The organism is Pseudomonas sp., assembly GCF_049645325.1.
GTDB lineage: Bacteria > Pseudomonadota > Gammaproteobacteria > Pseudomonadales > Pseudomonadaceae > Aquipseudomonas.
The window spans coordinates 17,700-36,348 of sequence record NZ_JBARTQ010000112.1; the positions used below are offsets into that span (position 1 = coordinate 17,700).

27 protein-coding genes are annotated in these 18,649 nt (G+C 56.4%); 2 read left to right on the forward strand and 25 right to left on the reverse strand.

Going from position 1 to position 18,649, the window contains the following annotated elements; translation table 11 throughout:
• Positions 1–78: 78 nt before the first annotated feature.
• Entirely contained in the window at positions 79–987 is a 909-nt protein-coding gene (locus tag WBB95_RS04790; protein ID WP_424486548.1) for a LysR substrate-binding domain-containing protein, read from the forward strand.
• Between the two features lie 64 nt (positions 988–1,051).
• Here WBB95_RS04790 and WBB95_RS04795 read toward each other — a convergent pair whose 3' ends face one another.
• Both WBB95_RS04795 and WBB95_RS04800 read right to left on the reverse strand, forming a co-directional pair.
• Positions 1,052–1,579: a single-stranded DNA-binding protein gene (locus tag WBB95_RS04795; protein WP_049711300.1), complete on the reverse strand. Its 528-nt coding sequence runs from the start codon at positions 1,577–1,579 to the stop codon at positions 1,052–1,054.
• Between the two features lie 9 nt (positions 1,580–1,588).
• Positions 1,589–2,983, reverse strand: a complete 1,395-nt coding sequence (locus WBB95_RS04800; protein WP_424486549.1) for an MFS transporter — start codon at positions 2,981–2,983, stop codon at positions 1,589–1,591.
• A 178-nt stretch (positions 2,984–3,161) separates the two neighbouring features.
• Here WBB95_RS04800 and uvrA point away from each other — a divergent pair, with 178 nt between their 5' ends.
• Positions 3,162–5,996 (forward strand): excinuclease ABC subunit UvrA, encoded by a 2,835-nt coding sequence (uvrA, locus tag WBB95_RS04805; RefSeq protein ID WP_424486550.1) that lies wholly within the window; start codon positions 3,162–3,164, stop codon positions 5,994–5,996.
• Positions 5,997–6,062: 66 nt separating this feature from the next.
• Here uvrA and bfr read toward each other — a convergent pair whose 3' ends face one another.
• The 23 genes from bfr to rpsC all read right to left on the reverse strand — a co-directional run bounded on the left by bfr (position 6,063) and on the right by rpsC (position 18,642).
• Positions 6,063–6,527, reverse strand: coding sequence for a bacterioferritin (gene bfr, locus WBB95_RS04810; RefSeq protein ID WP_248078726.1), 465 nt, complete (start codon positions 6,525–6,527; stop codon positions 6,063–6,065).
• Between the two features lie 155 nt (positions 6,528–6,682).
• Positions 6,683–8,128 carry a catalase gene (locus WBB95_RS04815; protein WP_424486551.1) on the reverse strand — a complete coding sequence of 482 codons (1,446 nt, stop codon included), beginning with the start codon at positions 8,126–8,128 and terminating at the stop codon, positions 6,683–6,685.
• Positions 8,129–8,370: 242 nt separating this feature from the next.
• Complete coding sequence (gene rplQ, locus WBB95_RS04820; RefSeq protein ID WP_017135967.1) at positions 8,371–8,757, reverse strand: 50S ribosomal protein L17; 387 nt, start codon at positions 8,755–8,757, stop codon at positions 8,371–8,373.
• Between the two features lie 41 nt (positions 8,758–8,798).
• Entirely contained in the window at positions 8,799–9,800 is a 1,002-nt protein-coding gene (locus WBB95_RS04825; RefSeq protein ID WP_003176403.1) for a DNA-directed RNA polymerase subunit alpha, read from the reverse strand.
• Positions 9,801–9,822: 22 nt separating this feature from the next.
• Positions 9,823–10,443, reverse strand: coding sequence for a 30S ribosomal protein S4 (rpsD, locus tag WBB95_RS04830; protein WP_003210056.1), 621 nt, complete (start codon positions 10,441–10,443; stop codon positions 9,823–9,825).
• 18 nt (positions 10,444–10,461) lie between these two features.
• Entirely contained in the window at positions 10,462–10,851 is a 390-nt protein-coding gene (gene rpsK / locus WBB95_RS04835) for a 30S ribosomal protein S11 (RefSeq protein ID WP_002555466.1), read from the reverse strand.
• A 30-nt stretch (positions 10,852–10,881) separates the two neighbouring features.
• Positions 10,882–11,238: a 30S ribosomal protein S13 gene (gene rpsM / locus WBB95_RS04840; RefSeq protein WP_003210063.1), complete on the reverse strand. Its 357-nt coding sequence runs from the start codon at positions 11,236–11,238 to the stop codon at positions 10,882–10,884.
• A gap of 129 nt (positions 11,239–11,367) precedes the next feature.
• Complete coding sequence (gene rpmJ, locus WBB95_RS04845) at positions 11,368–11,484, reverse strand: 50S ribosomal protein L36 (RefSeq protein WP_002555468.1); 117 nt, start codon at positions 11,482–11,484, stop codon at positions 11,368–11,370.
• A 27-nt stretch (positions 11,485–11,511) separates the two neighbouring features.
• A complete protein-coding gene (gene secY, locus WBB95_RS04850; RefSeq protein ID WP_071485371.1) occupies positions 11,512–12,840 on the reverse strand; it encodes a preprotein translocase subunit SecY in 1,329 nt (442 codons plus the stop codon).
• On the reverse strand, positions 12,841–13,278 hold the full coding sequence (rplO, locus tag WBB95_RS04855; protein WP_003176407.1) for a 50S ribosomal protein L15: 438 nt from the start codon (positions 13,276–13,278) through the stop codon (positions 12,841–12,843).
• A 3-nt stretch (positions 13,279–13,281) separates the two neighbouring features.
• Positions 13,282–13,458: a 50S ribosomal protein L30 gene (rpmD, locus tag WBB95_RS04860; protein ID WP_003176408.1), complete on the reverse strand. Its 177-nt coding sequence runs from the start codon at positions 13,456–13,458 to the stop codon at positions 13,282–13,284.
• 2 nt (positions 13,459–13,460) lie between these two features.
• The gene (rpsE, locus tag WBB95_RS04865; protein ID WP_375064951.1) at positions 13,461–13,961 is read right to left on the reverse strand and encodes a 30S ribosomal protein S5; all 501 of its coding nucleotides are present in this window, start codon (positions 13,959–13,961) and stop codon (positions 13,461–13,463) included.
• A 3-nt stretch (positions 13,962–13,964) separates the two neighbouring features.
• Positions 13,965–14,315, reverse strand: a complete 351-nt coding sequence (rplR, locus tag WBB95_RS04870) for a 50S ribosomal protein L18 (protein WP_003186037.1) — start codon at positions 14,313–14,315, stop codon at positions 13,965–13,967.
• Positions 14,316–14,325: 10 nt separating this feature from the next.
• Positions 14,326–14,859 carry a 50S ribosomal protein L6 gene (gene rplF, locus WBB95_RS04875; protein WP_003176412.1) on the reverse strand — a complete coding sequence of 178 codons (534 nt, stop codon included), beginning with the start codon at positions 14,857–14,859 and terminating at the stop codon, positions 14,326–14,328.
• A gap of 12 nt (positions 14,860–14,871) precedes the next feature.
• Positions 14,872–15,264 (reverse strand): 30S ribosomal protein S8, encoded by a 393-nt coding sequence (rpsH, locus tag WBB95_RS04880; protein ID WP_003176413.1) that lies wholly within the window; start codon positions 15,262–15,264, stop codon positions 14,872–14,874.
• A gap of 208 nt (positions 15,265–15,472) precedes the next feature.
• Positions 15,473–15,778: a 30S ribosomal protein S14 gene (gene rpsN, locus WBB95_RS04885; protein WP_003176414.1), complete on the reverse strand. Its 306-nt coding sequence runs from the start codon at positions 15,776–15,778 to the stop codon at positions 15,473–15,475.
• Positions 15,779–15,791: 13 nt separating this feature from the next.
• A complete protein-coding gene (rplE, locus tag WBB95_RS04890; RefSeq protein WP_003176415.1) occupies positions 15,792–16,331 on the reverse strand; it encodes a 50S ribosomal protein L5 in 540 nt (179 codons plus the stop codon).
• Positions 16,332–16,351: 20 nt separating this feature from the next.
• Positions 16,352–16,666 carry a 50S ribosomal protein L24 gene (gene rplX / locus WBB95_RS04895; protein ID WP_003176416.1) on the reverse strand — a complete coding sequence of 105 codons (315 nt, stop codon included), beginning with the start codon at positions 16,664–16,666 and terminating at the stop codon, positions 16,352–16,354.
• Positions 16,667–16,677: 11 nt separating this feature from the next.
• Positions 16,678–17,046 (reverse strand): 50S ribosomal protein L14, encoded by a 369-nt coding sequence (gene rplN / locus WBB95_RS04900; RefSeq protein ID WP_002555479.1) that lies wholly within the window; start codon positions 17,044–17,046, stop codon positions 16,678–16,680.
• A gap of 23 nt (positions 17,047–17,069) precedes the next feature.
• Positions 17,070–17,336: a 30S ribosomal protein S17 gene (rpsQ, locus tag WBB95_RS04905; protein ID WP_003176419.1), complete on the reverse strand. Its 267-nt coding sequence runs from the start codon at positions 17,334–17,336 to the stop codon at positions 17,070–17,072.
• Positions 17,337–17,338: 2 nt separating this feature from the next.
• Entirely contained in the window at positions 17,339–17,530 is a 192-nt protein-coding gene (rpmC, locus tag WBB95_RS04910; protein WP_002555481.1) for a 50S ribosomal protein L29, read from the reverse strand.
• Complete coding sequence (gene rplP, locus WBB95_RS04915; protein ID WP_003232424.1) at positions 17,530–17,943, reverse strand: 50S ribosomal protein L16; 414 nt, start codon at positions 17,941–17,943, stop codon at positions 17,530–17,532. The genes rpmC and rplP overlap by 1 nt, the downstream gene beginning before the upstream one ends.
• Before the next feature lie 12 nt (positions 17,944–17,955).
• A complete protein-coding gene (gene rpsC / locus WBB95_RS04920) occupies positions 17,956–18,642 on the reverse strand; it encodes a 30S ribosomal protein S3 (protein ID WP_003176422.1) in 687 nt (228 codons plus the stop codon).
• Positions 18,643–18,649 lie beyond the last annotated feature (7 nt).

The following is an 18,649-nucleotide window of genomic DNA, read 5'->3' on the forward strand; positions in this document are numbered from 1 at the left end:
TTGGTCACAGCCTAAATCTTGTGAGCCATGAGAACAAATGCCAGGATTGGCGCTCTCCCATACCTGAAAAGTATCCCTATGTTGGAACTGCGCCAGCTTAAAGCCTTCGTTGCGATCGCCGAGGAAGGCTATATCACCCGTGCGGCCGAACGCCTGGGGATGCAACAGCCACCGTTGACGCGGATGCTGCAAAGCCTTGAAACCGAGCTGGGCGTGGTATTGATGGAGCGCTTGCCCCGTGGCGTACGCGCCACCACTGCCGGGTTGGCCCTGCTGGATGAAGCGCGGGGCATTCTCGCTCTGGTTGAAGGCGTGGCTGACGTCGTCAGCCGCGCCGCACGGGGTGAGCGCGGTCGTCTGGCGATAGGCTTCACCAGTTCCGCTGCGCTGCACCCGTTCGTACCGAGCGTGCTGCGGTTGTTTCGCGAAACCTTTGTCGGCGTCTCGGTGATGCTTGAGGAAGCAGGCACCGGCGAACTGTTGGACGCGTTGATGCATGAAAAGCTCGATGCGGCGTTCATCCGCTCACCGCTCAGTGGCACGCAATCGTTGCAGGATGAACCGATCCTGGTAGAGCCGATGCTGCTGGCGCTGCCCACTGATCACCCGCTGGCCATCGATGCCCAATCGCCCCTGCCGTTGGCCGCGCTGGCGACAGAATCGTTCGTGCTTTACCGTCGGCGCGTGGGGCTCGGTTTGTATGACGCGATTCTGGTCGCCTGCCGTGAAGCAGGCTTCAGCCCGCACGTGGTCCAGGAAGCGCCACGCATGACGGCGACATTGAGCCTGGTGGCGGCGGGCCTTGGCGTATCCATCGTGCCGGCGTCCATGCAGCGGTTGCGGGGGGACGGCATCGTCTATCGCGAACTGACGCAATGCCAAAGCCTGGTCGCGCCGTTGCATCTGGCGACGCGAGCGGGAGACAGCTCGACCGTATTGCGTCGGTTCAAGGAAATGGTAGTGAAGGCAGCTTCGGCAGAGGCCTGATCCTGGGCAATAAAAAACCCCCGAGGCGTTGGCCTGCGGGGGTTTTCGTTCTGGGGCTTAAACCCTAGAACGGGATATCGTCATCAAAGCTGTCGAAATCCGGAGCCGGTTGCGGAGCGGCCTGCTGTGGAGGTGGCGCCTGACGCGACTGCTGCGGTGCCGACTGCTGCGGGCGTGGAGCCTGCTGGCGTGGAGCAGGTGCGGACTGCTGATAGTTATTGCCCCCGCCTTGTTGCTCGCCCTGCTGTGGACGGCCGCCCAGCAGTTGCATGGTGCCTTGCATGTCGACCACGATTTCTGTGGTGTAACGCTTGATGCCGTCTTTTTCCCACTCGCGGGTTTGCAGTTTGCCTTCGATGTAGACCTGCGAACCTTTGCGCAGGTATTCACCGGCGATCTCTGCAACCTTGCCGAACATCGACACACGGTGCCATTCGGTTTTCTCGACCTTCTGGCCGGTTTGCTTGTCGGTCCACTGTTCGCTGGTCGCCAGACTCAGGTTGGTCACGGCGTTACCGTTAGGCAAGTAGCGAACTTCGGGATCCTGGCCGCATGTACCGACCAATATGACTTTGTTAACCCCACGGGCCATAACGTTCTCCTAGGCTGGGCGCGCTGTCGGCACTGGGTTGACCAGTTGCTCAAGCGTCGCGCGATCCAATAATTCGGTGTCCAATTTGATGTAGATGGCGGCTTCTTCCGCAATCACTACTGCATCCGTTACCCCCACGACGGCCTTGAGGCGCTCTACCAGACCGCTTTCACGGATCGCCTCAGGCGATAGCGGCAAACGCAGACTTGTGACGTAGGGAGGTTCGCGCATGGTAACAGCAAAGGCCAGCCAAAGTGCAGCCAGCCCGGCGCATCCGAGGAACACAACCGACAAACCGCCATGCTGAAACATCCAGCCGCCCATGATGCCGCCAAGCGCGGAGCCGAGGAACTGGCTGGTGGAATACACCCCCATCGCCGTGCCTTTGCCGCCGGCCGGTGAAACTTTACTGATCAGCGAAGGCAATGACGCCTCCAGCAGGTTGAACGCGGTGAAAAACACCACCGTGCCGATTACCAGTGCCCGCAGGCTGTCGCCGAACTGCCAGAAGAATAGCTCAGTGAGCATCAATGTCGCGACGGCGCCGAGGAGAACTCGTTTCATTTTGCGTTTCTTCTCGCCGTAGATGATGAACGGGATCATGGCGAAGAATGAAATCAACAGCGCGGTGAGGTAGACCCACCAGTGCTGCTCCTTGGGCAGGCCGGCTTTTTGAACCAGGGCCAGGGGCAAGGCGACGAAGCTGCACATCAGCATGGCGTGCAACACGAAGATACCTAAATCCAGGCGCAGCAGGTCTGGGTGCTTGAGCGTCGGCAGTAATGCCTTGCGCGCGACACCGGACTCACGGTGCGCCAACGTGCCGGTGGAGCGCGGCACCATAAAGACCACGATCACGATGCCGAACAGCGCCATGCCACCCGTCGCGAGGAACAGCCCGTGCAAACCAAACGCGCGCGTGAGCAAGGGGCCGACCACCATGGCGACGGCGAACGACAGGCCGATGGTCATGCCGATCATGGCCATGGCCTTGGTGCGGTGTTGTTCGCGAGTCAGGTCGGAAAGCAGCGCCATGACGGCGGCGGAAATCGCACCGGCGCCTTGCAGGACGCGTCCGGCAATCACGCCCCAGATCGAATCGGACTGCGCCGCAAGCACGCTGCCCAGGGCGAACACGATCAGCCCGAGGTAGATCACCGGGCGGCGGCCAATGCGGTCGGAAATAATCCCGAATGGAATCTGAAAAAGCGCCTGGGTCAGGCCATAGGCACCAATGGCGAGGCCGATCAACGCCGGGGTTGCGCCTGCCAGGTCCATCCCATAGGTCGCCAGCACCGGCAACACCATAAACATGCCCAGCATACGGAAGGCGAACACCAGGGCCAGACCGCTTGCTGCTCGGGTCTCGCCGCTACTCATGCGTTCGCTGTGGGGATCGTGCATGGAAAAACCTCGTGTGAACCGGCGGCGATTCTACCAGTCCCATCGATTAAGAGGGTATATGCGGCGGTTTGCCGCGCAGCTTTCATCTAGGGCTGCAAGCGGCCTTTTGACAGTGTATATTCATCCAGTCTTTAGCCGTATACTCCGGCATTATTTACGCCCGCCGTGCGAGGCCATCTTGGACAAGATCCTGATTCGTGGGGCTAGAACCCACAACCTGAAGAACATCGACCTGACCCTGCCCCGGGACAAACTGATCGTCATCACCGGTTTGTCGGGCTCCGGCAAATCGTCCCTGGCCTTCGACACGCTGTATGCCGAAGGCCAGCGCCGCTATGTGGAATCGTTGTCGGCCTATGCCCGCCAGTTCCTGTCGATGATGGAAAAGCCCGACGTCGACACCATTGAAGGCCTGTCGCCGGCTATTTCGATCGAACAGAAGTCGACCTCCCATAACCCGCGCTCCACCGTGGGCACCATCACCGAAATCTACGACTACCTGCGCCTGCTGTATGCGCGCGTGGGTATTCCGCGTTGCCCGGACCACGACATTCCCCTGGAAGCCCAGACCGTCAGCCAAATGGTCGACCTGGTGCTGGCCCAGCCGGAAGGTGCCAAGCTGATGCTGCTGGCGCCGGTGATTCGTGAGCGCAAGGGTGAACACCTTTCTGTCTTTGAAGAGCTGCGTGCGCAGGGTTTTGTACGCGCGCGCATCAACGGCAAGCTGTATGAGCTGGATGAAGCGCCGAAGCTCGACAAACAGAAGAAGCACTCCATTGATGTAGTCGTCGACCGTTTCAAGGTCCGCGCCGACCTGCAGCAACGTTTGGCGGAATCGTTCGAAACCGCGCTGAAGCTGGCGGACGGCATTGCACTCGTCGCGCCAATGGACGACGAGCCCGGCGAAGAGATCATCTTCTCCGCGCGTTTCGCCTGCCCGATCTGTGGCCACGCGATCAGCGAGCTTGAACCCAAGCTGTTCTCCTTCAACAACCCCGCCGGCGCCTGCCCGACCTGTGATGGCCTGGGGGTTAAGCAATTCTTCGACATCAAGCGCCTGGTCAACGGTGACCTGACATTGGCAGAGGGCGCGATACGCGGGTGGGACAGGCGTAACGTCTATTACTTCCAGATGCTCGGCTCGTTGGCGTCCCACTATAAGTTCAGCCTGGAAGTGCCGTTCAACGAGCTGCCGGCTGAACAGCAGAAAGTCATCCTGCACGGCAGTGGTTCGCAAAACGTCGACTTCAAGTACCTGAACGATCGCGGCGATATCGTTAAGCGCTCACACCCGTTCGAAGGCATCGTGCCGAACCTGGAGCGTCGTTATCGCGAGACCGAATCGGCGAGCGTTCGCGAAGAGCTGGCGAAATTCCTCAGCACCCAACCGTGCCCGGATTGCCGCGGCACGCGCCTGCGCCGTGAGGCTCGGCATGTGTGGGTCGGCGAGAAGACGTTGCCGGCGGTGACTAACCTGCCAATCGGCGATGCCTGTGAGTACTTTGGCGGGCTCAAGCTGACGGGGCGCCGCGGTGAAATTGCCGACAAGATCCTCAAGGAAATCCGTGAGCGCCTGCAGTTCCTGGTCAACGTTGGCCTGGACTACCTGTCGCTTGACCGTAGCGCCGATACGTTGTCTGGCGGTGAAGCCCAGCGTATTCGCCTGGCGAGCCAGATCGGTGCCGGCCTTGTCGGCGTGCTGTATATCCTCGATGAACCGTCGATTGGCTTGCACCAGCGTGACAACGACCGGTTGCTGGGCACGCTGAAACACCTGCGCGATATCGGCAACACAGTGATCGTGGTCGAGCACGACGAGGACGCGATTCGCCTGGCGGATTACGTCGTTGATATCGGCCCGGGTGCGGGTGTGCATGGCGGGCATATTGTCGCCGAGGGCACGCCGGCAGAAGTGATGGCACATCCAGATTCCCTGACCGGCAAGTACCTGTCGGGCCGAGTGAAGATCGCCGTGCCGGCCAAACGTACGCCGCGCAACAAAAAGATGGCGTTGCATCTCAAGGGCGCTCGCGGCAACAACTTGCGCAATGTCGACCTGGAAATTCCGCTGGGCCTGCTGACCTGCGTGACCGGTGTTTCCGGCTCGGGCAAGTCGACGCTGATCAACAACACGCTGTTCCCCCTCAGTGCTACCGCCCTTAATGGCGCGACCACCCTGGAAGCGGCGGCGCATGACAGCATCAAGGGCCTGGAGCTGCTGGACAAGGTGGTCGATATCGACCAAAGCCCGATTGGCCGCACACCGCGCTCCAACCCGGCGACCTATACCGGGCTGTTCACGCCGATACGCGAACTGTTTGCCGGCGTGCCGGAATCCCGCTCGCGGGGCTACGGGCCTGGCCGGTTCTCGTTCAACGTCAAGGGCGGGCGCTGTGAGGCGTGCCAGGGCGATGGCCTGATCAAGGTGGAGATGCACTTCCTGCCGGACATCTACGTGCCGTGCGACGTGTGCAAGAGCAAGCGCTATAACCGCGAAACCCTGGAGATCAAGTACAAGGGCAAGAGCATCCACGAAACCCTGGAGATGACCATCGAAGAAGCGCGGGTGTTCTTCGACGCGGTTCCGGCGTTGGCGCGCAAGCTGCAAACATTGATGGACGTGGGTTTGTCGTACATCAAGCTGGGGCAATCGGCGACCACGCTGTCGGGTGGTGAGGCGCAGCGGGTGAAACTGTCTCGCGAGCTGTCCAAGCGCGATACCGGCAAGACCTTGTACATACTTGATGAGCCGACCACGGGCCTGCACTTTGCAGACATTCAGCAATTGCTGGACGTACTGCACCGTTTGCGCGACCACGGCAACACGGTCGTAGTCATCGAGCACAACCTGGATGTGATCAAGACGGCCGACTGGCTGGTGGACCTGGGGCCGGAAGGCGGTTCCAAGGGCGGCCAGATCATTGCAGTGGGCACCCCGGAGCAGGTTTCGGAAATGCCGCAATCTCACACCGGTTACTACTTGAAACCGTTGTTGGCGCGCGACAGGGCCTGATTTCTCAGGCCCATGAAAAAGCCCCTGTCACCTCGCGGTGACAGGGGCTTTTTTGTAGCCGGGGAGTCAGAACTGCGATTGCAGGTAGTTTTCCAGGCCAATCAACTTGATCAGGCCCAACTGCTTTTCCAGCCAGTAGGTGTGATCTTCTTCGGTGTCGTTCAACTGCACCCGCAGAATTTCGCGAGTGACATAGTCGTTATGCTGCTCACAGAGCTCGATGCCCTTGCACAGCGCGGCACGGACCTTGTACTCAAGGCGAAGGTCGGCTGCGAGCATGTCAGGCACCGAGGTGCCCACGTCCAAGTCGTCGGGACGCATGCGCGGCGTGCCTTCGAGCATCAGGATGCGGCGCATCAGCGCGTCGGCGTGCTGCGCCTCTTCTTCCATTTCGTGGTTGATACGTTCATAGAGCTCGGTAAAGCCCCAATCTTCGTACATGCGCGAGTGGATGAAATATTGGTCACGAGCTGCCAGTTCGCCCGTCAGCAACGTGTTGAGGTAATCGATTACGTCGGGGTGACCTTGCATCGCCCTACATCTCCCTGCTTCAAAGTCTGTAGTTTGAACCAACATGACTCCAAGGTCACGGGACCAACGGCAGAAAAGCGAAGATATTCTGAGAAAAGTAGCTGAATTAACGCAAAAACCGCCCAAATGAGGGCGGTTCTGCTTCTCGTTTAGAGTCAGCTAAGCGTTACGCCCAGCGCTGTCGCGATGCCCTGGCCGTAAGCAGGGTCGGCTTTGAAAAAGTGCTGCAGTTGGCGCTGAACCACATCGCTGCTGACACCGGCCATGGCCCCAGCAATGTTGTTGATCAGCAGGGCCTTCTGCCCCGCATCCATCAAACGGAACAGCGCACCCGCGTGGCTGTAGTAATCAGTGTCTTCGCGATGATCGTAGCGGGTTGCAGCCCCACTCAACGCCAAAGCTGGCTCGGCGTATTGTGGCGCTTGTTTCGGTGCGTCAGCGTAACTGTTTGGCTCGTAGTTCGGCGCCGCGCCACCGTTATCGCCAAATGCCATCGAACCATCGCGCTGGTAGCTGTGCACAGGGCTGCGCGGAGCATTCACCGGCAATTGCTGGTGGTTGGTGCCAATACGATAGCGATGAGCGTCGGCGTATGCGAAAACGCGCCCCTGCAGCATACGGTCGGGCGACAGGCCTACGCCTGGGACCATGTTGCTCGGACCGAATGCGGATTGCTCGACTTCAGCGTGGTAGTTGAGCGGGTTACGGTTCAACTCCAACTCGCCGACTTCAATCAACGGAAACTCCTGCTGCGACCAGGTTTTGGTTACGTCAAAAGGGTTCTCATAGTGCGCGGCAGCCTGTGCCTCGGTCATGACCTGAATATTGACACTCCATTTCGGGAAGTCACCACGCGCGATCGCACCGAAAAGATCACGCTGGGCGTAATCGGGGTCGCTACCCGCCAGACGCTCCGCCTCTGCCGGTGTCAGGTTCTTGATGCCTTGTTTGGTCTTGTAATGCCATTTGACCCAGTGACGCTCACCTGCCGCGTTGATAAGGCTATAGGTGTGGCTACCAAAACCATGCATATGGCGATAGCCGTCTGGCGTGCCGCGGTCCGAAAACAGAATCGTGACTTGGTGCAGCGCCTCAGGCGAGTGCGACCAGAAATCCCACATCGCTTGACCGCTTTTCAGGTTGGTCTGCGGCAGGCGCTTTTGGGTATGGATGAAATCCGGGAACTTGAGAGGATCGCGAATGAAGAACACCGGCGTGTTGTTCCCCACAATGTCCCAATTACCTTCCTCAGTGTAAAACTTGAGCGCGAAGCCGCGTGGGTCGCGGTCAGTATCGGCCGAGCCCCGTGAACCGCCCACAGTGGAAAATCGCAGAAAGGTCGGGGTTTGCTTGCCGACGGATTCAAACAATTTGGCGCTGGTGTATTGGGTGATGTCACGATTAACCGTGAATGTGCCGTACGCGCCCGAGCCTTTAGCGTGCACGCGACGCTCGGGGATGTTTTCCCGATTGAAGTGCGCGAGTTTCTCGATCAGGTGGAAATCGTCGAGCAGCAACGGGCCACGCGGGCCGGCAGAGCGGGAGTTCTGATTGTCAGCGACGGGTGCGCCACTGGCGGTAGTAAGTGTTTTCTGGCTCATGCTCAATCTTCCTCAGGTCAGTCATGGAACTGCCGGCTAATCGGCTTGGAGGGAGTATTGACCATCAAGATGACACCATCAAATTTATTAAATCATGGACTTTGATAGAAAATAACTAACGTACCACCAGGGTAGATAGCTGTGGGCTCAGCGGCGGCAGTGAAGTGTTGAGAGTAGTCCTCTTTTGTAGCGCCCACAAAAAACCGGGCACTGGGCCCGGTTCTTCGTTACAGCTTATCGTCTTACTCGGCGCTTACAGCTTCGCCGGCAGTAGCACGATCAACCAACTCGACGTACGCCATAGGCGCGTTGTCGCCAGTGCGGAAACCGCACTTGAGGATGCGCAGGTAGCCACCCTCACGGGTAGCGTAGCGCTTGCCCAGGTCGTTGAAGAGCTTACCAACGATAGCTTTCGAACGCGTACGGTCGAAAACCAAACGGCGGTTAGCCAGGCTGTCTGTCTTGGCCAAAGTGATCAGCGGCTCAGCAACGCGACGCAGTTCTTTAGCTTTTGGCAGTGTAGTTTTGATCAGCTCGTGCTCGAACAGCGACACCGCCATGTTTTGAAACATGGCCTTGCGGTGCGAGCTGGTACGGCTCAGGTGACGACCACTTTTACGATGACGCATGGTTCATTCCTTACCAAACTCACGTTCGGTGATTACGACGATCAGGCAGTCGCCTTGTCGTCCTTCTTAAGACTTGCAGGCGGCCAGTTGTCGAGGCGCATGCCGAGGGACAGACCGCGGGAGGCCAGAACGTCCTTGATTTCAGTCAAGGATTTCTTGCCCAGGTTCGGAGTCTTCAACAGTTCTACTTCGGTGCGCTGAATCAGATCGCCGATGTAGTAAATGTTTTCCGCCTTAAGGCAGTTAGCCGAACGTACAGTCAGTTCCAGATCGTCAACCGGGCGAAGCAGGATCGGATCGATCTCGTCTTCCTGCTCGATTACCACTGGTTCGCTGTCACCTTTGAGGTCGACGAACGCAGCCAACTGCTGTTGCAGAATGGTTGCAGCGCGACGGATAGCCTCTTCAGGATCCAGAGTACCGTTGGTTTCCAGATCAATAACCAGCTTGTCCAGGTTAGTACGCTGCTCGACACGGGCGTTTTCCACCACGTATGCGATACGGCGAACCGGGCTGAACGAAGAGTCAAGCTGCAAGCGACCAATGCTGCGGCTTTCGTCTTCATCGCTCTGACGCGAGTCGGCCGGTTCATAACCACGACCACGAGCTACAGTGAGCTTCATGTTCAGGGCGCCGTTAGACGCCAGGTTAGCGATTACGTGATCGGGATTAACGATCTCGACATCATGATCCAGCTGAATATCGGCAGCGGTAACCACCCCCGAACCCTTCTTCGACAAGGTCAGCGTAACTTCGTCACGGCCGTGCAGCTTGATAGCCAGACCTTTAAGGTTCAACAGGATTTCAATTACGTCTTCCTGTACACCTTCGATGGCGCTGTACTCGTGGAGCACACCGTCAATCTCGGCCTCGACTACTGCACAGCCGGGCATTGAGGACAACAGGATGCGTCGCAGCGCGTTGCCCAGGGTGTGGCCAAAACCACGCTCGAGAGGCTCGAGAGTGATCTTGGCGCGGGTTGGACTGACAACCTGCACATCAATGTGACGGGGTGTCAGGAACTCATTTACCGAAATCTGCATGGATGCACCTATTTTCTAGCCCTTACTTGGAGTAGAGCTCGACAATCAGGCTTTCGTTGATGTCGGCGGACAGATCACTGCGAGCAGGAACGTTCTTGAAAACGCCCGACTTCTTCTCAGTGTCTACTTCTACCCATTCTACGCGGCCACGTTGGGCACACAGATCGAGAGCTTGGACAATGCGAAGTTGATTTTTTGCTTTCTCGCGAATCGCGACCACGTCACCAGCACGAACCTGGTACGACGGGACGTTAACGGTTTGGCCGTTTACGCTGACGGATTTGTGCGATACCAGCTGACGGGATTCGGCACGAGTCGAACCAAAGCCCATACGGTATACAACGTTGTCCAGACGGCATTCGAGCAGTTGCAGCAGGTTTTCACCGGTTGCACCTTTCTTGCCAGCAGCTTCTTTGTAGTAGCCGCTGAACTGACGCTCGAGAACGCCGTAAATACGACGGACCTTCTGCTTTTCACGCAGTTGGGTGCCGTAATCGGACTGGCGACCGCGGCGTTGGCCGTGGATACCAGGTGCTGCTTCAATGTTGCACTTCGATTCGATCGCGCGCACGCCGCTCTTCAGGAAGAGATCGGTGCCTTCACGACGAGCGAGTTTGCATTTTGGACCAATGTAACGAGCCATTCTTTACAATCTCCTGGATTACACGCGGCGCTTCTTCGGCGGACGGCACCCGTTGTGCGGGATTGGCGTCACGTCGGTGATGCTGGCGATCTTATAGCCACAGCCGTTCAATGCACGGACAGCAGACTCACGACCTGGACCTGGACCTTTGACGTTGACGTCGAGGTTTTTCAGGCCATATTCCAGCGCAGCTTGACCAGCACGTTCAGCAGCTACTTGAGCAGCAAACGGGGTGGACTTGCGGGAACCGCGGAAACCCGAACCACCAGAGGTAGCCCAAGACAGCGCGTTACCTTGACGGTCGGTGATGGTCACGATTGTGTTGTTAAAAGATGCATGGATGTGGGCGATGCCATCAACCACTGTCTTTTTAACTTTTTTACGAGGACGAGCAGCAGGTTTTGCCATGATTAATTTCCTGTCGATTCGCGTGGGCGATTACTTGCGGATCGGCTTACGCGGACCTTTACGGGTACGCGCGTTAGTCTTGGTACGCTGACCGCGTACTGGAAGACCACGACGATGACGCAGACCGCGGTAGCAACCGAGGTCCATCAAACGCTTGATTTTCATGTTGATTTCGCGACGCAGGTCACCTTCAGTGGTGAACTTCGCCACTTCGCCACGCAACAGCTCAATCTGCTCGTCGCTCAGATCTTTGATCTTTGCGGCTGGGTTGACCCCAGTGTCTGCACAAATTTTCTGCGCAGTAGTGCGACCAACACCATAGATGTAGGTCAGCGAGATAACAGTGTGCTTGTTATCTGGAATGTTAACGCCTGCAATACGGGCCATTCAGTGGGACTCCAATTGACAGCTACCTACGCCCCGGAAGCCAAGAAATAGGGCGCGAGATAATATCGCTGTAATAACAAATAATCAACCCGGCAGCGCACTAGCTGCCGGGCTTCAAGCGGATCACACTCAGCCTTGGCGCTGTTTGTGACGCGGTTCCGCGCTGCAAATTACTCGAACAACACCTTCGCGGCGAATAATTTTGCAGTTACGGCACAGCTTTTTCACCGATGCACGAACTTTCATCACCAACTCCTCGAACCTTATGGGTACTCAGCGCAACATGCCGCTGCCGTAACCCTTCAGGTTGGCTTTCTTCATCAGGGATTCGTACTGGTGCGAAACGAGGTGCGATTGTACTTGGGACATGAAGTCCATCACAACCACGACCACGATCAGCAACGAGGTCCCGCCAAGGTAGAACGGAACGTTTGCTGCAACCACCAGGAACTGGGGAAGCAAGCACACGGCCGTCATATATAGAGCACCGAACAGGGTCAAACGAGTCAGAACGCCATCAATGTAGCGTGCAGACTGCTCACCTGGACGGATGCCCGGAATAAAGGCACCGGACTTCTTCAGGTTTTCCGCTACGTCTTTCGGATTGAACATCAACGCCGTATAGAAGAAGCAGAAGAAAATAATCCCTGCACTAAACAGCAGAATATTCAACGGCTGACCAGGAGCGATCGACTGAGAGAGGTCCTGCAGCCAGCCCATATTTTCAGACTGACCAAACCAGGTACCCAACGAAGCCGGAAACAGCAAAATGCTGCTCGCGAAAATTGCCGGGATAACACCGGCCATATTCACTTTCAGCGGCAAGTGGCTGGTCTGCGCGGCAAAGACCTTACGGCCCTGCTGACGCTTGGCGTAGTGAACAGCAATACGACGCTGGCCACGCTCAATGAACACCACAAAACCGATAATCGCTACTGCCAGCAAACCGATGGCAACCAGAGCGAAGATATTGATATCACCCTGACGTGCAGACTCGAAAGACTGCCCAATTGCTCTCGGAAGACCGGCGACGATACCTGCGAAAATCAACATCGAGATACCGTTACCAACACCACGCTCAGTAATCTGCTCACCCAGCCACATCATGAACATCGCACCAGCCACAAATGTGGATACCGCGACGAAATAGAAGCCAAAGTCACCAGTGAACGCAACACCCTGCCCCGCCAAGCCAACGGACATGCCGATAGCTTGAACCAGAGCGAGGATGACAGTGCCGTAGCGGGTGTACTGGCTAATCTTGCGACGGCCAGCTTCACCTTCCTTCTTCAACTGCTCCAACTGCGGGCTGACGGCGGTCATCAGTTGCATGATGATCGATGCCGAAATGTACGGCATGATCCCCAGTGCAAAAATGCTCATCCGTTCCAGCGCACCGCCGGAAAACATGTTGAACAAGCTAAGAATGGTCCCCTCATTCTGTCGAAACAGGTCTGCGAGTCGGTCCGGGTTGATACCTGGAACCGGGATGTGTGCGCCTATTCGGTAGACGATAATCGCCAGGAACAGAAAACGCAGACGAGCCCAAAGTTCAGACATACCGCCTTTGCCGAGCGCTGAGAGAGCACCTTGCTTAGCCATTTATTCCTCGAACTTGCCGCCAGCTGCTTCGATAGCCGAACGCGCACCTTTGGTGGCGCCGATTCCCTTGCCGATAGTGACAGCGCGAGTCACTTCACCGGACAGCATGATTTTCACACGCTGTACGTTGACGTTGATCACGTTGGCATCTTTCAGGGTCTGCACAGTAACGATGTCGCCTTCCACTTTAGCCAGCTCGGACAAACGCACTTCTGCGCGATCCATGGCTTTCAGGGATACGAAACCGAACTTAGGCAGGCGACGATGCAGCGGCTGTTGACCGCCTTCAAAGCCTGGAGCGATGGTGCCACCGGAGCGGGAGGTTTGACCTTTGTGGCCACGGCCACCAGTCTTACCCAAACCGCTACCGATACCACGGCCCGGACGATGCTTTTCGCGACGGGAACCCGGCGCTGGACTCAGATCATTGAGTTTCATCGATTAACCCTCTACACGCAGCATGTAGTAAGCCTTGTTGATCATCCCGCGATTCTCGGGAGTATCCTGGACTTCTACAGTGTGACCGATGCGACGCAGACCCAAACCTTTAACACACAGTTTGTGGTTAGGAATGCGGCCGGTCATGCTTTTGATCAGCGTTACTTTAACGGTAGCCATGATCAGAAGAGCTCCTTGACAGTCAGACCACGCTTCGCAGCGATGGACTCAGGAGATTGCATAGCTTTCAAACCTTTGAAAGTGGCGTGAACCACGTTTACCGGGTTAGTCGAGCCGTAGCACTTGGCCAGAACGTTCTGAACGCCAGCAACTTCGAGGACAGCACGCATAGCGCCGCCAGCGATGATACCGGTACCTTCAGAGGCAGGCTGCATGTACACCTTCGAAGCGCCATGGGCGGACTTCATTGCGTACTGCAGAGTGGTGCCGTTCAGGTCAACTTGGATCATGTTGCGACGAGCAGCTTCCATTGCCTTCTGGATCGCAGCAGGCACTTCACGTGACTTGCCACGGCCGAAGCCAACGCGCCCTTTACCATCACCAACCACGGTCAACGCGGTGAAAGTGAAGATACGGCCGCCTTTAACGGTTTTGGCTACGCGGTTAACTTGAACCAGCTTCTCAATGTAGCCTTCGTCGCGCTTTTGGTCGTTATTTGACATAACTTAGAACTCCAGCCCAGCTTCACGAGCAGCATCAGCCAGCGCTTTCACGCGGCCGTGGTACTTGAAGCCAGAGCGGTCGAAAGCCACTTGCGAGACGCCAGCGGCCTTAGCACGCGTAGCGACCAGCTGGCCAACCTTTGTGGCCGCGTCGATGTTGCCAGTGGCACCATCACGCAGTTCTTTATCCAAAGTCGAGGCACTTGCCAAGACTTTGTTGCCGTCGGCCGAGATGACCTGGGCGTAGATGTGCTGCGACGAGCGGAACACGCAGAGACGCACGACTTCGAGTTCGTGCATTTTCAGGCGTGCTTTGCGAGCGCGACGCAGTCGAGTAACTTTTTTGTCGGTCATTTGCTATGCCCTACTTCTTCTTGGCTTCTTTACGACGGACGACTTCGTCCGCGTAGCGCACACCTTTGCCTTTGTACGGCTCTGGTGGACGGAAGTCGCGGATCTCAGCGGCCACCTGACCTACCAGCTGCTTATCAATACCCTTGATCAGGATATCGGTTTGGCTAGGGGTCTCAGCGGTGATGCCTTCCGGCAGTTCGTAATCCACTGGGTGCGAGAAGCCAAGGGCCAGGTTCAAAACCGTGCCTTTTGCTTGCGCTTTGTAACCAACACCGACCAGCTGGAGCTTACGCTCGAAGCCTTGGCTTACGCCTTGGACCATGTTGTTTACCAACGCACGCGTGGTACCTGCCATTGCGCGAGTTTGTTGATCGCCATTGCGAGCAGCGAAACGCAGCTCACCAGCTTCTTCAACGATCTCAACGGACGAATGGATATTCAGTTCAAGAGTGCCCTTGGCACCCTTCACCGAAAGCTGTTGGCCTGCGAATTTGACTTCGACACCGGCTGGCAGCTTAACGGGGTTCTTAGCGACGCGAGACATGCTTATCCCCCCTTAGAACACAGTGCAAAGAACTTCGCCGCCGACACCGGCAGCGCGCGCAGCACGATCCGTCATCACACCTTTGTTGGTGGAGACGATAGACACGCCCAGACCGCCACGAACTTTCGGCAGATCTTCAGCGGACTTGTACTGACGCAGGCCTGGACGGCTAACGCGCTTCACTTCTTCGATGACCGAACGGCCTTCGAAGTACTTCAGCTCGATGGACAGCAGTGGTTTGATTTCGCTGCTGATCTGATAACCCGCAATGTAGCCTTCGTCTTTCAGGACTTTGGCAACAGCTACCTTCAACTTGGAAGATGGCATGCTTACGACGGACTTTTCAGCCATCTGGGCATTACGGATACGAGTTAGCATGTCCGCTAACGGGTCCTGCATACTCATGGGCTAGACGCTCCTAATACAAAAAAATTAGCCTTGCGGCTACATATGTCGCCGAGAATCTCCGGGCATAAAAAACACGGGCTCAGGCGAGCCGCGTATTTTAGACATACTCCAGAAATGAAACAAGCCCCAAAAGGGGCTTGATCCAGATTCAAGGCCACCGGCGGTCAGTATCTTGCGATCCTGAGCGCCGGGACGCTGAAAGTACTTACCAGCTGGCTTTAACCAGACCTGGTACGTCACCACGCATTGCCGCTTCACGCAGTTTGTTACGGCCGAGGCCGAACTTGCGGTAAACGCCGTGTGGACGACCGGTCAGGCGGCAGCGGTTACGCATGCGCGAGGCGCTTGCGTCACGTGGCTGCTTCTGCAGAGCAACTGTCGCTTCCCAACGTGCTTCTGGACTTGCGTTCAGATCAACGATGATTGCTTTCAGTGCTGCACGCTTCTTGGCGTACTTGGCAACCGTGAGCTGACGCTTCAGCTCGCGGTTTTTCATGCTCATCTTGGCCATGGTCCTACTCCAATCAGTTGCGGAACGGGAATTTGAACGCACGCAGCAGAGCGCGGCCTTCATCATCGTTCTTGGCAGTGGTGGTCAGGGTGATGTCCAGACCGCGGAGAGCATCGATCTTGTCGTAGTCGATTTCCGGGAAGATGATCTGCTCTTTAACGCCCATGCTGTAGTTACCACGACCATCGAAGGACTTGGCATTCAGGCCGCGGAAGTCGCGAACCCGAGGCAGGGAGATCGACAGCAGACGATCCAGGAATTCATACATACGCTCACGGCGCAGAGTCACTTTGACGCCGATCGGCCAACCTTCACGGACTTTAAAGCCAGCGATGGATTTCCGAGCGTAAGTCACAACGACTTTTTGACCGGTGATCTTTTCCAGGTCAGCAACAGCGTGCTCGATGACTTTTTTGTCGCCGACCGCTTCGCCCAGACCCATGTTCAGGGTGATTTTGGTAACGCGTGGAACTTCCATCACGTTCGAAAGCTTAAGTTCTTCCTTAAGTTTCGGTGCGATTTCTTTCCAGTAAATCTCTTTTAGTCGTGCCATGGTCTTCTACCTAGCAGTGTTCAAGCATCAACCGCTTTTTGGGTCGACTTGAAGACACGAATTTTCTTGCCATCTTCTACTTTGAAACCAACGCGGTCAGCCTTGTTGGTTTCGCCGTTGAAAATGGCGACGTTAGAAGCGTCCAGTGGAGCTTCTTTTTCGACGATACCGCCTTGTACGCCCGACATCGGGTTAGGCTTGGTATGACGCTTAACCAGGTTCAGACCACCAATAACCAGACGGTTATTTGCGAGAACCTTAAGCACCTTACCGCGCTTACCTTTGTCTTTGCCGGCGATCACGATGATCTCGTCGTCACGACGAATCTTTTGCATGTCGGATCTCCTTACAGCACTTCTGGGGCGAGCGAGACGATCTTCATGAACTTCTCAGTACGAAGTTCACGGGTCACTGGCCCAAAGATACGGGTGCCGATCGGCTCTTGCTTGTTGTTCAGAAGAACAGCAGCGTTGCCATCAAAGCGGATAATGGAGCCATCAGCACGACGTACGCCGTGACGAGTGCGGACTACAACAGCAGTCATCACTTGGCCTTTTTTCACTTTACCGCGAGGAATTGCTTCCTTCACGGTAACCTTGATGATGTCACCGATACCAGCGTAACGACGATGGGAGCCACCCAGCACCTTGATGCACATAACACGGCGAGCGCCGCTGTTATCGGCCACATCGAGCATGGATTGAGTCTGAATCATATAATTTCTCCGACCCCTAGTCCTTAGACTTCCACAGCGCGTTCGAGAACATCAACCAGCGCCCAAGACTTGGTCTTGGCCAGCGGACGAGTTTCACGAATAGTGACTTTGTCGCCGATGTGGCACTGATTGGTTTCGTCGTGCGCGTGCAGCTTAGTCGAACGCTTAACATATTTACCGTAGATCGGGTGCTTAACGCGACGCTCGATCAAAACGGTGATGGTTTTGTCCATCTTGTCGCTGACAACACGGCCAGTCAGCGTACGGACAGTCTTTTCGGCTTCAGCCATGATCACTTACCTGCCTGCTGGTTGAGCACAGTCTTCACGCGAGCAATGTCACGCTTAACTTGCGAGAGCAGATGAGACTGCCCCAACTGGCCAGTTGCTTTCTGCATACGCAGATTGAACTGGTCGCGCAGCAAGCCGAGCAGTTGCTCGTTCAGCTGCTGTGCGGATTTTTCACGAAGTTCATTCGCTTTCATCACATCACCGTCCGTTTAACAAAGGCGGTGGCGAGCGGCAGCTTTGCAGCAGCCAGGGCAAAAGCCTCACGCGCCAGCTCTTCAGTTACACCCTCGATTTCATACAGGACTTTGCCTGGCTGAATCTGGGCTACCCAGTATTCCACGTTACCCTTACCTTTACCCATCCGAACTTCGAGGGGCTTTTTGGAGATCGGCTTGTCCGGGAATACACGGATCCAGATCTTGCCGCCACGTTTAACGTGACGGGTCAGTGCACGACGCGCTGACTCGATCTGACGAGCGGTGAGACGACCACGAGCTACAGACTTCAGCGCGAACTCGCCGAAGCTGACTTTGCTACCGCGCTGAGCCAGACCACGGTTGTGGCCTGTCATCTGCTTGCGGAACTTCGTACGCTTTGGTTGCAACATTTGGCGTACCCCTTACTTAGCAGCTTTTTTACGAGGCGCTGGTGCTTGTGGTTTCAGTTCTTCTTGGCGACCACCAATTACTTCGCCTTTGAAGATCCAAACCTTTACACCGATCACACCGTAAGTGGTGTGAGCTTCGTAGTTGGCATAGTCGATGTCGGCACGCAGGGTGTGCAGTGGCACACGACCTTCGCGATACCATTCAGTACGTGCGATTTCAGCACCGCCGAGACGACCGCTCACTTGGATTTTGATGCCTTTGGCACCAATGCGCATGGCGTTCTGTACAGCGCGCTTCATAGCGCGACGGAACATTACGCGACGCTCCAGCTGCTGAGCTACGCTCTGCGCAACCAGCATACCGTCGAGCTCCGGCTTACGGATCTCTTCGATATTGATGTGCACAGGCACACCCATTTGCTTGGTCAGGTCCTGACGCAGTTTCTCAACATCTTCACCTTTCTTCCCGATAACGATACCTGGACGAGCGGTGTGGATGGTGATACGTGCAGTTTGCGCCGGACGATGGATATCGATACGGCTTACGGACGCGCTTTTTAGTTTGTCTTGGAGATACTCACGCACCTTCAGATCAGCGAACAAATAGTCCGCATAAGTCCGACCGTCTGCGTACCAGACGGAGGTGTGCTCCTTGACGATTCCCAGGCGAATGCCAATGGGATGTACTTTCTGACCCATCTCTTCG

Bases quoted from the DNA above. Each gene is read 5' to 3' on its own strand.
- WBB95_RS04790 (WP_424486548.1), top strand. From the start codon at position 79: ATGTTGGAACTGCGCCAGCTTAAAGCCTTCGTTGCGATCGCCGAGGAA.
- WBB95_RS04795 (WP_049711300.1), bottom strand. From the start codon at position 1,579: ATGGCCCGTGGGGTTAACAAAGTCATATTGGTCGGTACATGCGGCCAG.
- WBB95_RS04800 (WP_424486549.1), bottom strand. From the start codon at position 2,983: ATGCACGATCCCCACAGCGAACGCATGAGTAGCGGCGAGACCCGAGCA.
- bfr (WP_248078726.1), bottom strand. From the start codon at position 6,527: ATGCAAGGTCACCCCGACGTAATCGATTACCTCAACACGTTGCTGACG.
- WBB95_RS04815 (WP_424486551.1), bottom strand. From the start codon at position 8,128: ATGAGCCAGAAAACACTTACTACCGCCAGTGGCGCACCCGTCGCTGAC.
- rplQ (WP_017135967.1), bottom strand. From the start codon at position 8,757: ATGCGTCATCGTAAAAGTGGTCGTCACCTGAGCCGTACCAGCTCGCAC.
- WBB95_RS04825 (WP_003176403.1), bottom strand. From the start codon at position 9,800: ATGCAGATTTCGGTAAATGAGTTCCTGACACCCCGTCACATTGATGTG.
- rpsD (WP_003210056.1), bottom strand. From the start codon at position 10,443: ATGGCTCGTTACATTGGTCCAAAATGCAAACTCGCTCGTCGTGAAGGC.
- rpsK (WP_002555466.1), bottom strand. From the start codon at position 10,851: ATGGCAAAACCTGCTGCTCGTCCTCGTAAAAAAGTTAAAAAGACAGTG.
- rpsM (WP_003210063.1), bottom strand. From the start codon at position 11,238: ATGGCCCGTATTGCAGGCGTTAACATTCCAGATAACAAGCACACTGTT.
- rpmJ (WP_002555468.1), bottom strand. From the start codon at position 11,484: ATGAAAGTTCGTGCATCGGTGAAAAAGCTGTGCCGTAACTGCAAAATT.
- secY (WP_071485371.1), bottom strand. From the start codon at position 12,840: ATGGCTAAGCAAGGTGCTCTCTCAGCGCTCGGCAAAGGCGGTATGTCT.
- rplO (WP_003176407.1), bottom strand. From the start codon at position 13,278: ATGAAACTCAATGATCTGAGTCCAGCGCCGGGTTCCCGTCGCGAAAAG.
- rpmD (WP_003176408.1), bottom strand. From the start codon at position 13,458: ATGGCTACCGTTAAAGTAACGCTGATCAAAAGCATGACCGGCCGCATT.
- rpsE (WP_375064951.1), bottom strand. From the start codon at position 13,961: ATGTCAAATAACGACCAAAAGCGCGACGAAGGCTACATTGAGAAGCTG.
- rplR (WP_003186037.1), bottom strand. From the start codon at position 14,315: ATGACCGACAAAAAAGTTACTCGACTGCGTCGCGCTCGCAAAGCACGC.
- rplF (WP_003176412.1), bottom strand. From the start codon at position 14,859: ATGTCTCGCGTCGCTAAGAACCCCGTTAAGCTGCCAGCCGGTGTCGAA.
- rpsH (WP_003176413.1), bottom strand. From the start codon at position 15,264: ATGAGTATGCAGGACCCGTTAGCGGACATGCTAACTCGTATCCGTAAT.
- rpsN (WP_003176414.1), bottom strand. From the start codon at position 15,778: ATGGCCAAGATGAGCATGAAAAACCGCGAGCTGAAGCGTCAGCTCACG.
- rplE (WP_003176415.1), bottom strand. From the start codon at position 16,331: ATGGCACGACTAAAAGAGATTTACTGGAAAGAAATCGCACCGAAACTT.
- rplX (WP_003176416.1), bottom strand. From the start codon at position 16,666: ATGCAAAAGATTCGTCGTGACGACGAGATCATCGTGATCGCCGGCAAA.
- rplN (WP_002555479.1), bottom strand. From the start codon at position 17,046: ATGATTCAGACTCAATCCATGCTCGATGTGGCCGATAACAGCGGCGCT.
- rpsQ (WP_003176419.1), bottom strand. From the start codon at position 17,336: ATGGCTGAAGCCGAAAAGACTGTCCGTACGCTGACTGGCCGTGTTGTC.
- rpmC (WP_002555481.1), bottom strand. From the start codon at position 17,530: ATGAAAGCGAATGAACTTCGTGAAAAATCCGCACAGCAGCTGAACGAG.
- rplP (WP_003232424.1), bottom strand. From the start codon at position 17,943: ATGTTGCAACCAAAGCGTACGAAGTTCCGCAAGCAGATGACAGGCCAC.
- rpsC (WP_003176422.1), bottom strand. From the start codon at position 18,642: ATGGGTCAGAAAGTACATCCCATTGGCATTCGCCTGGGAATCGTCAAG.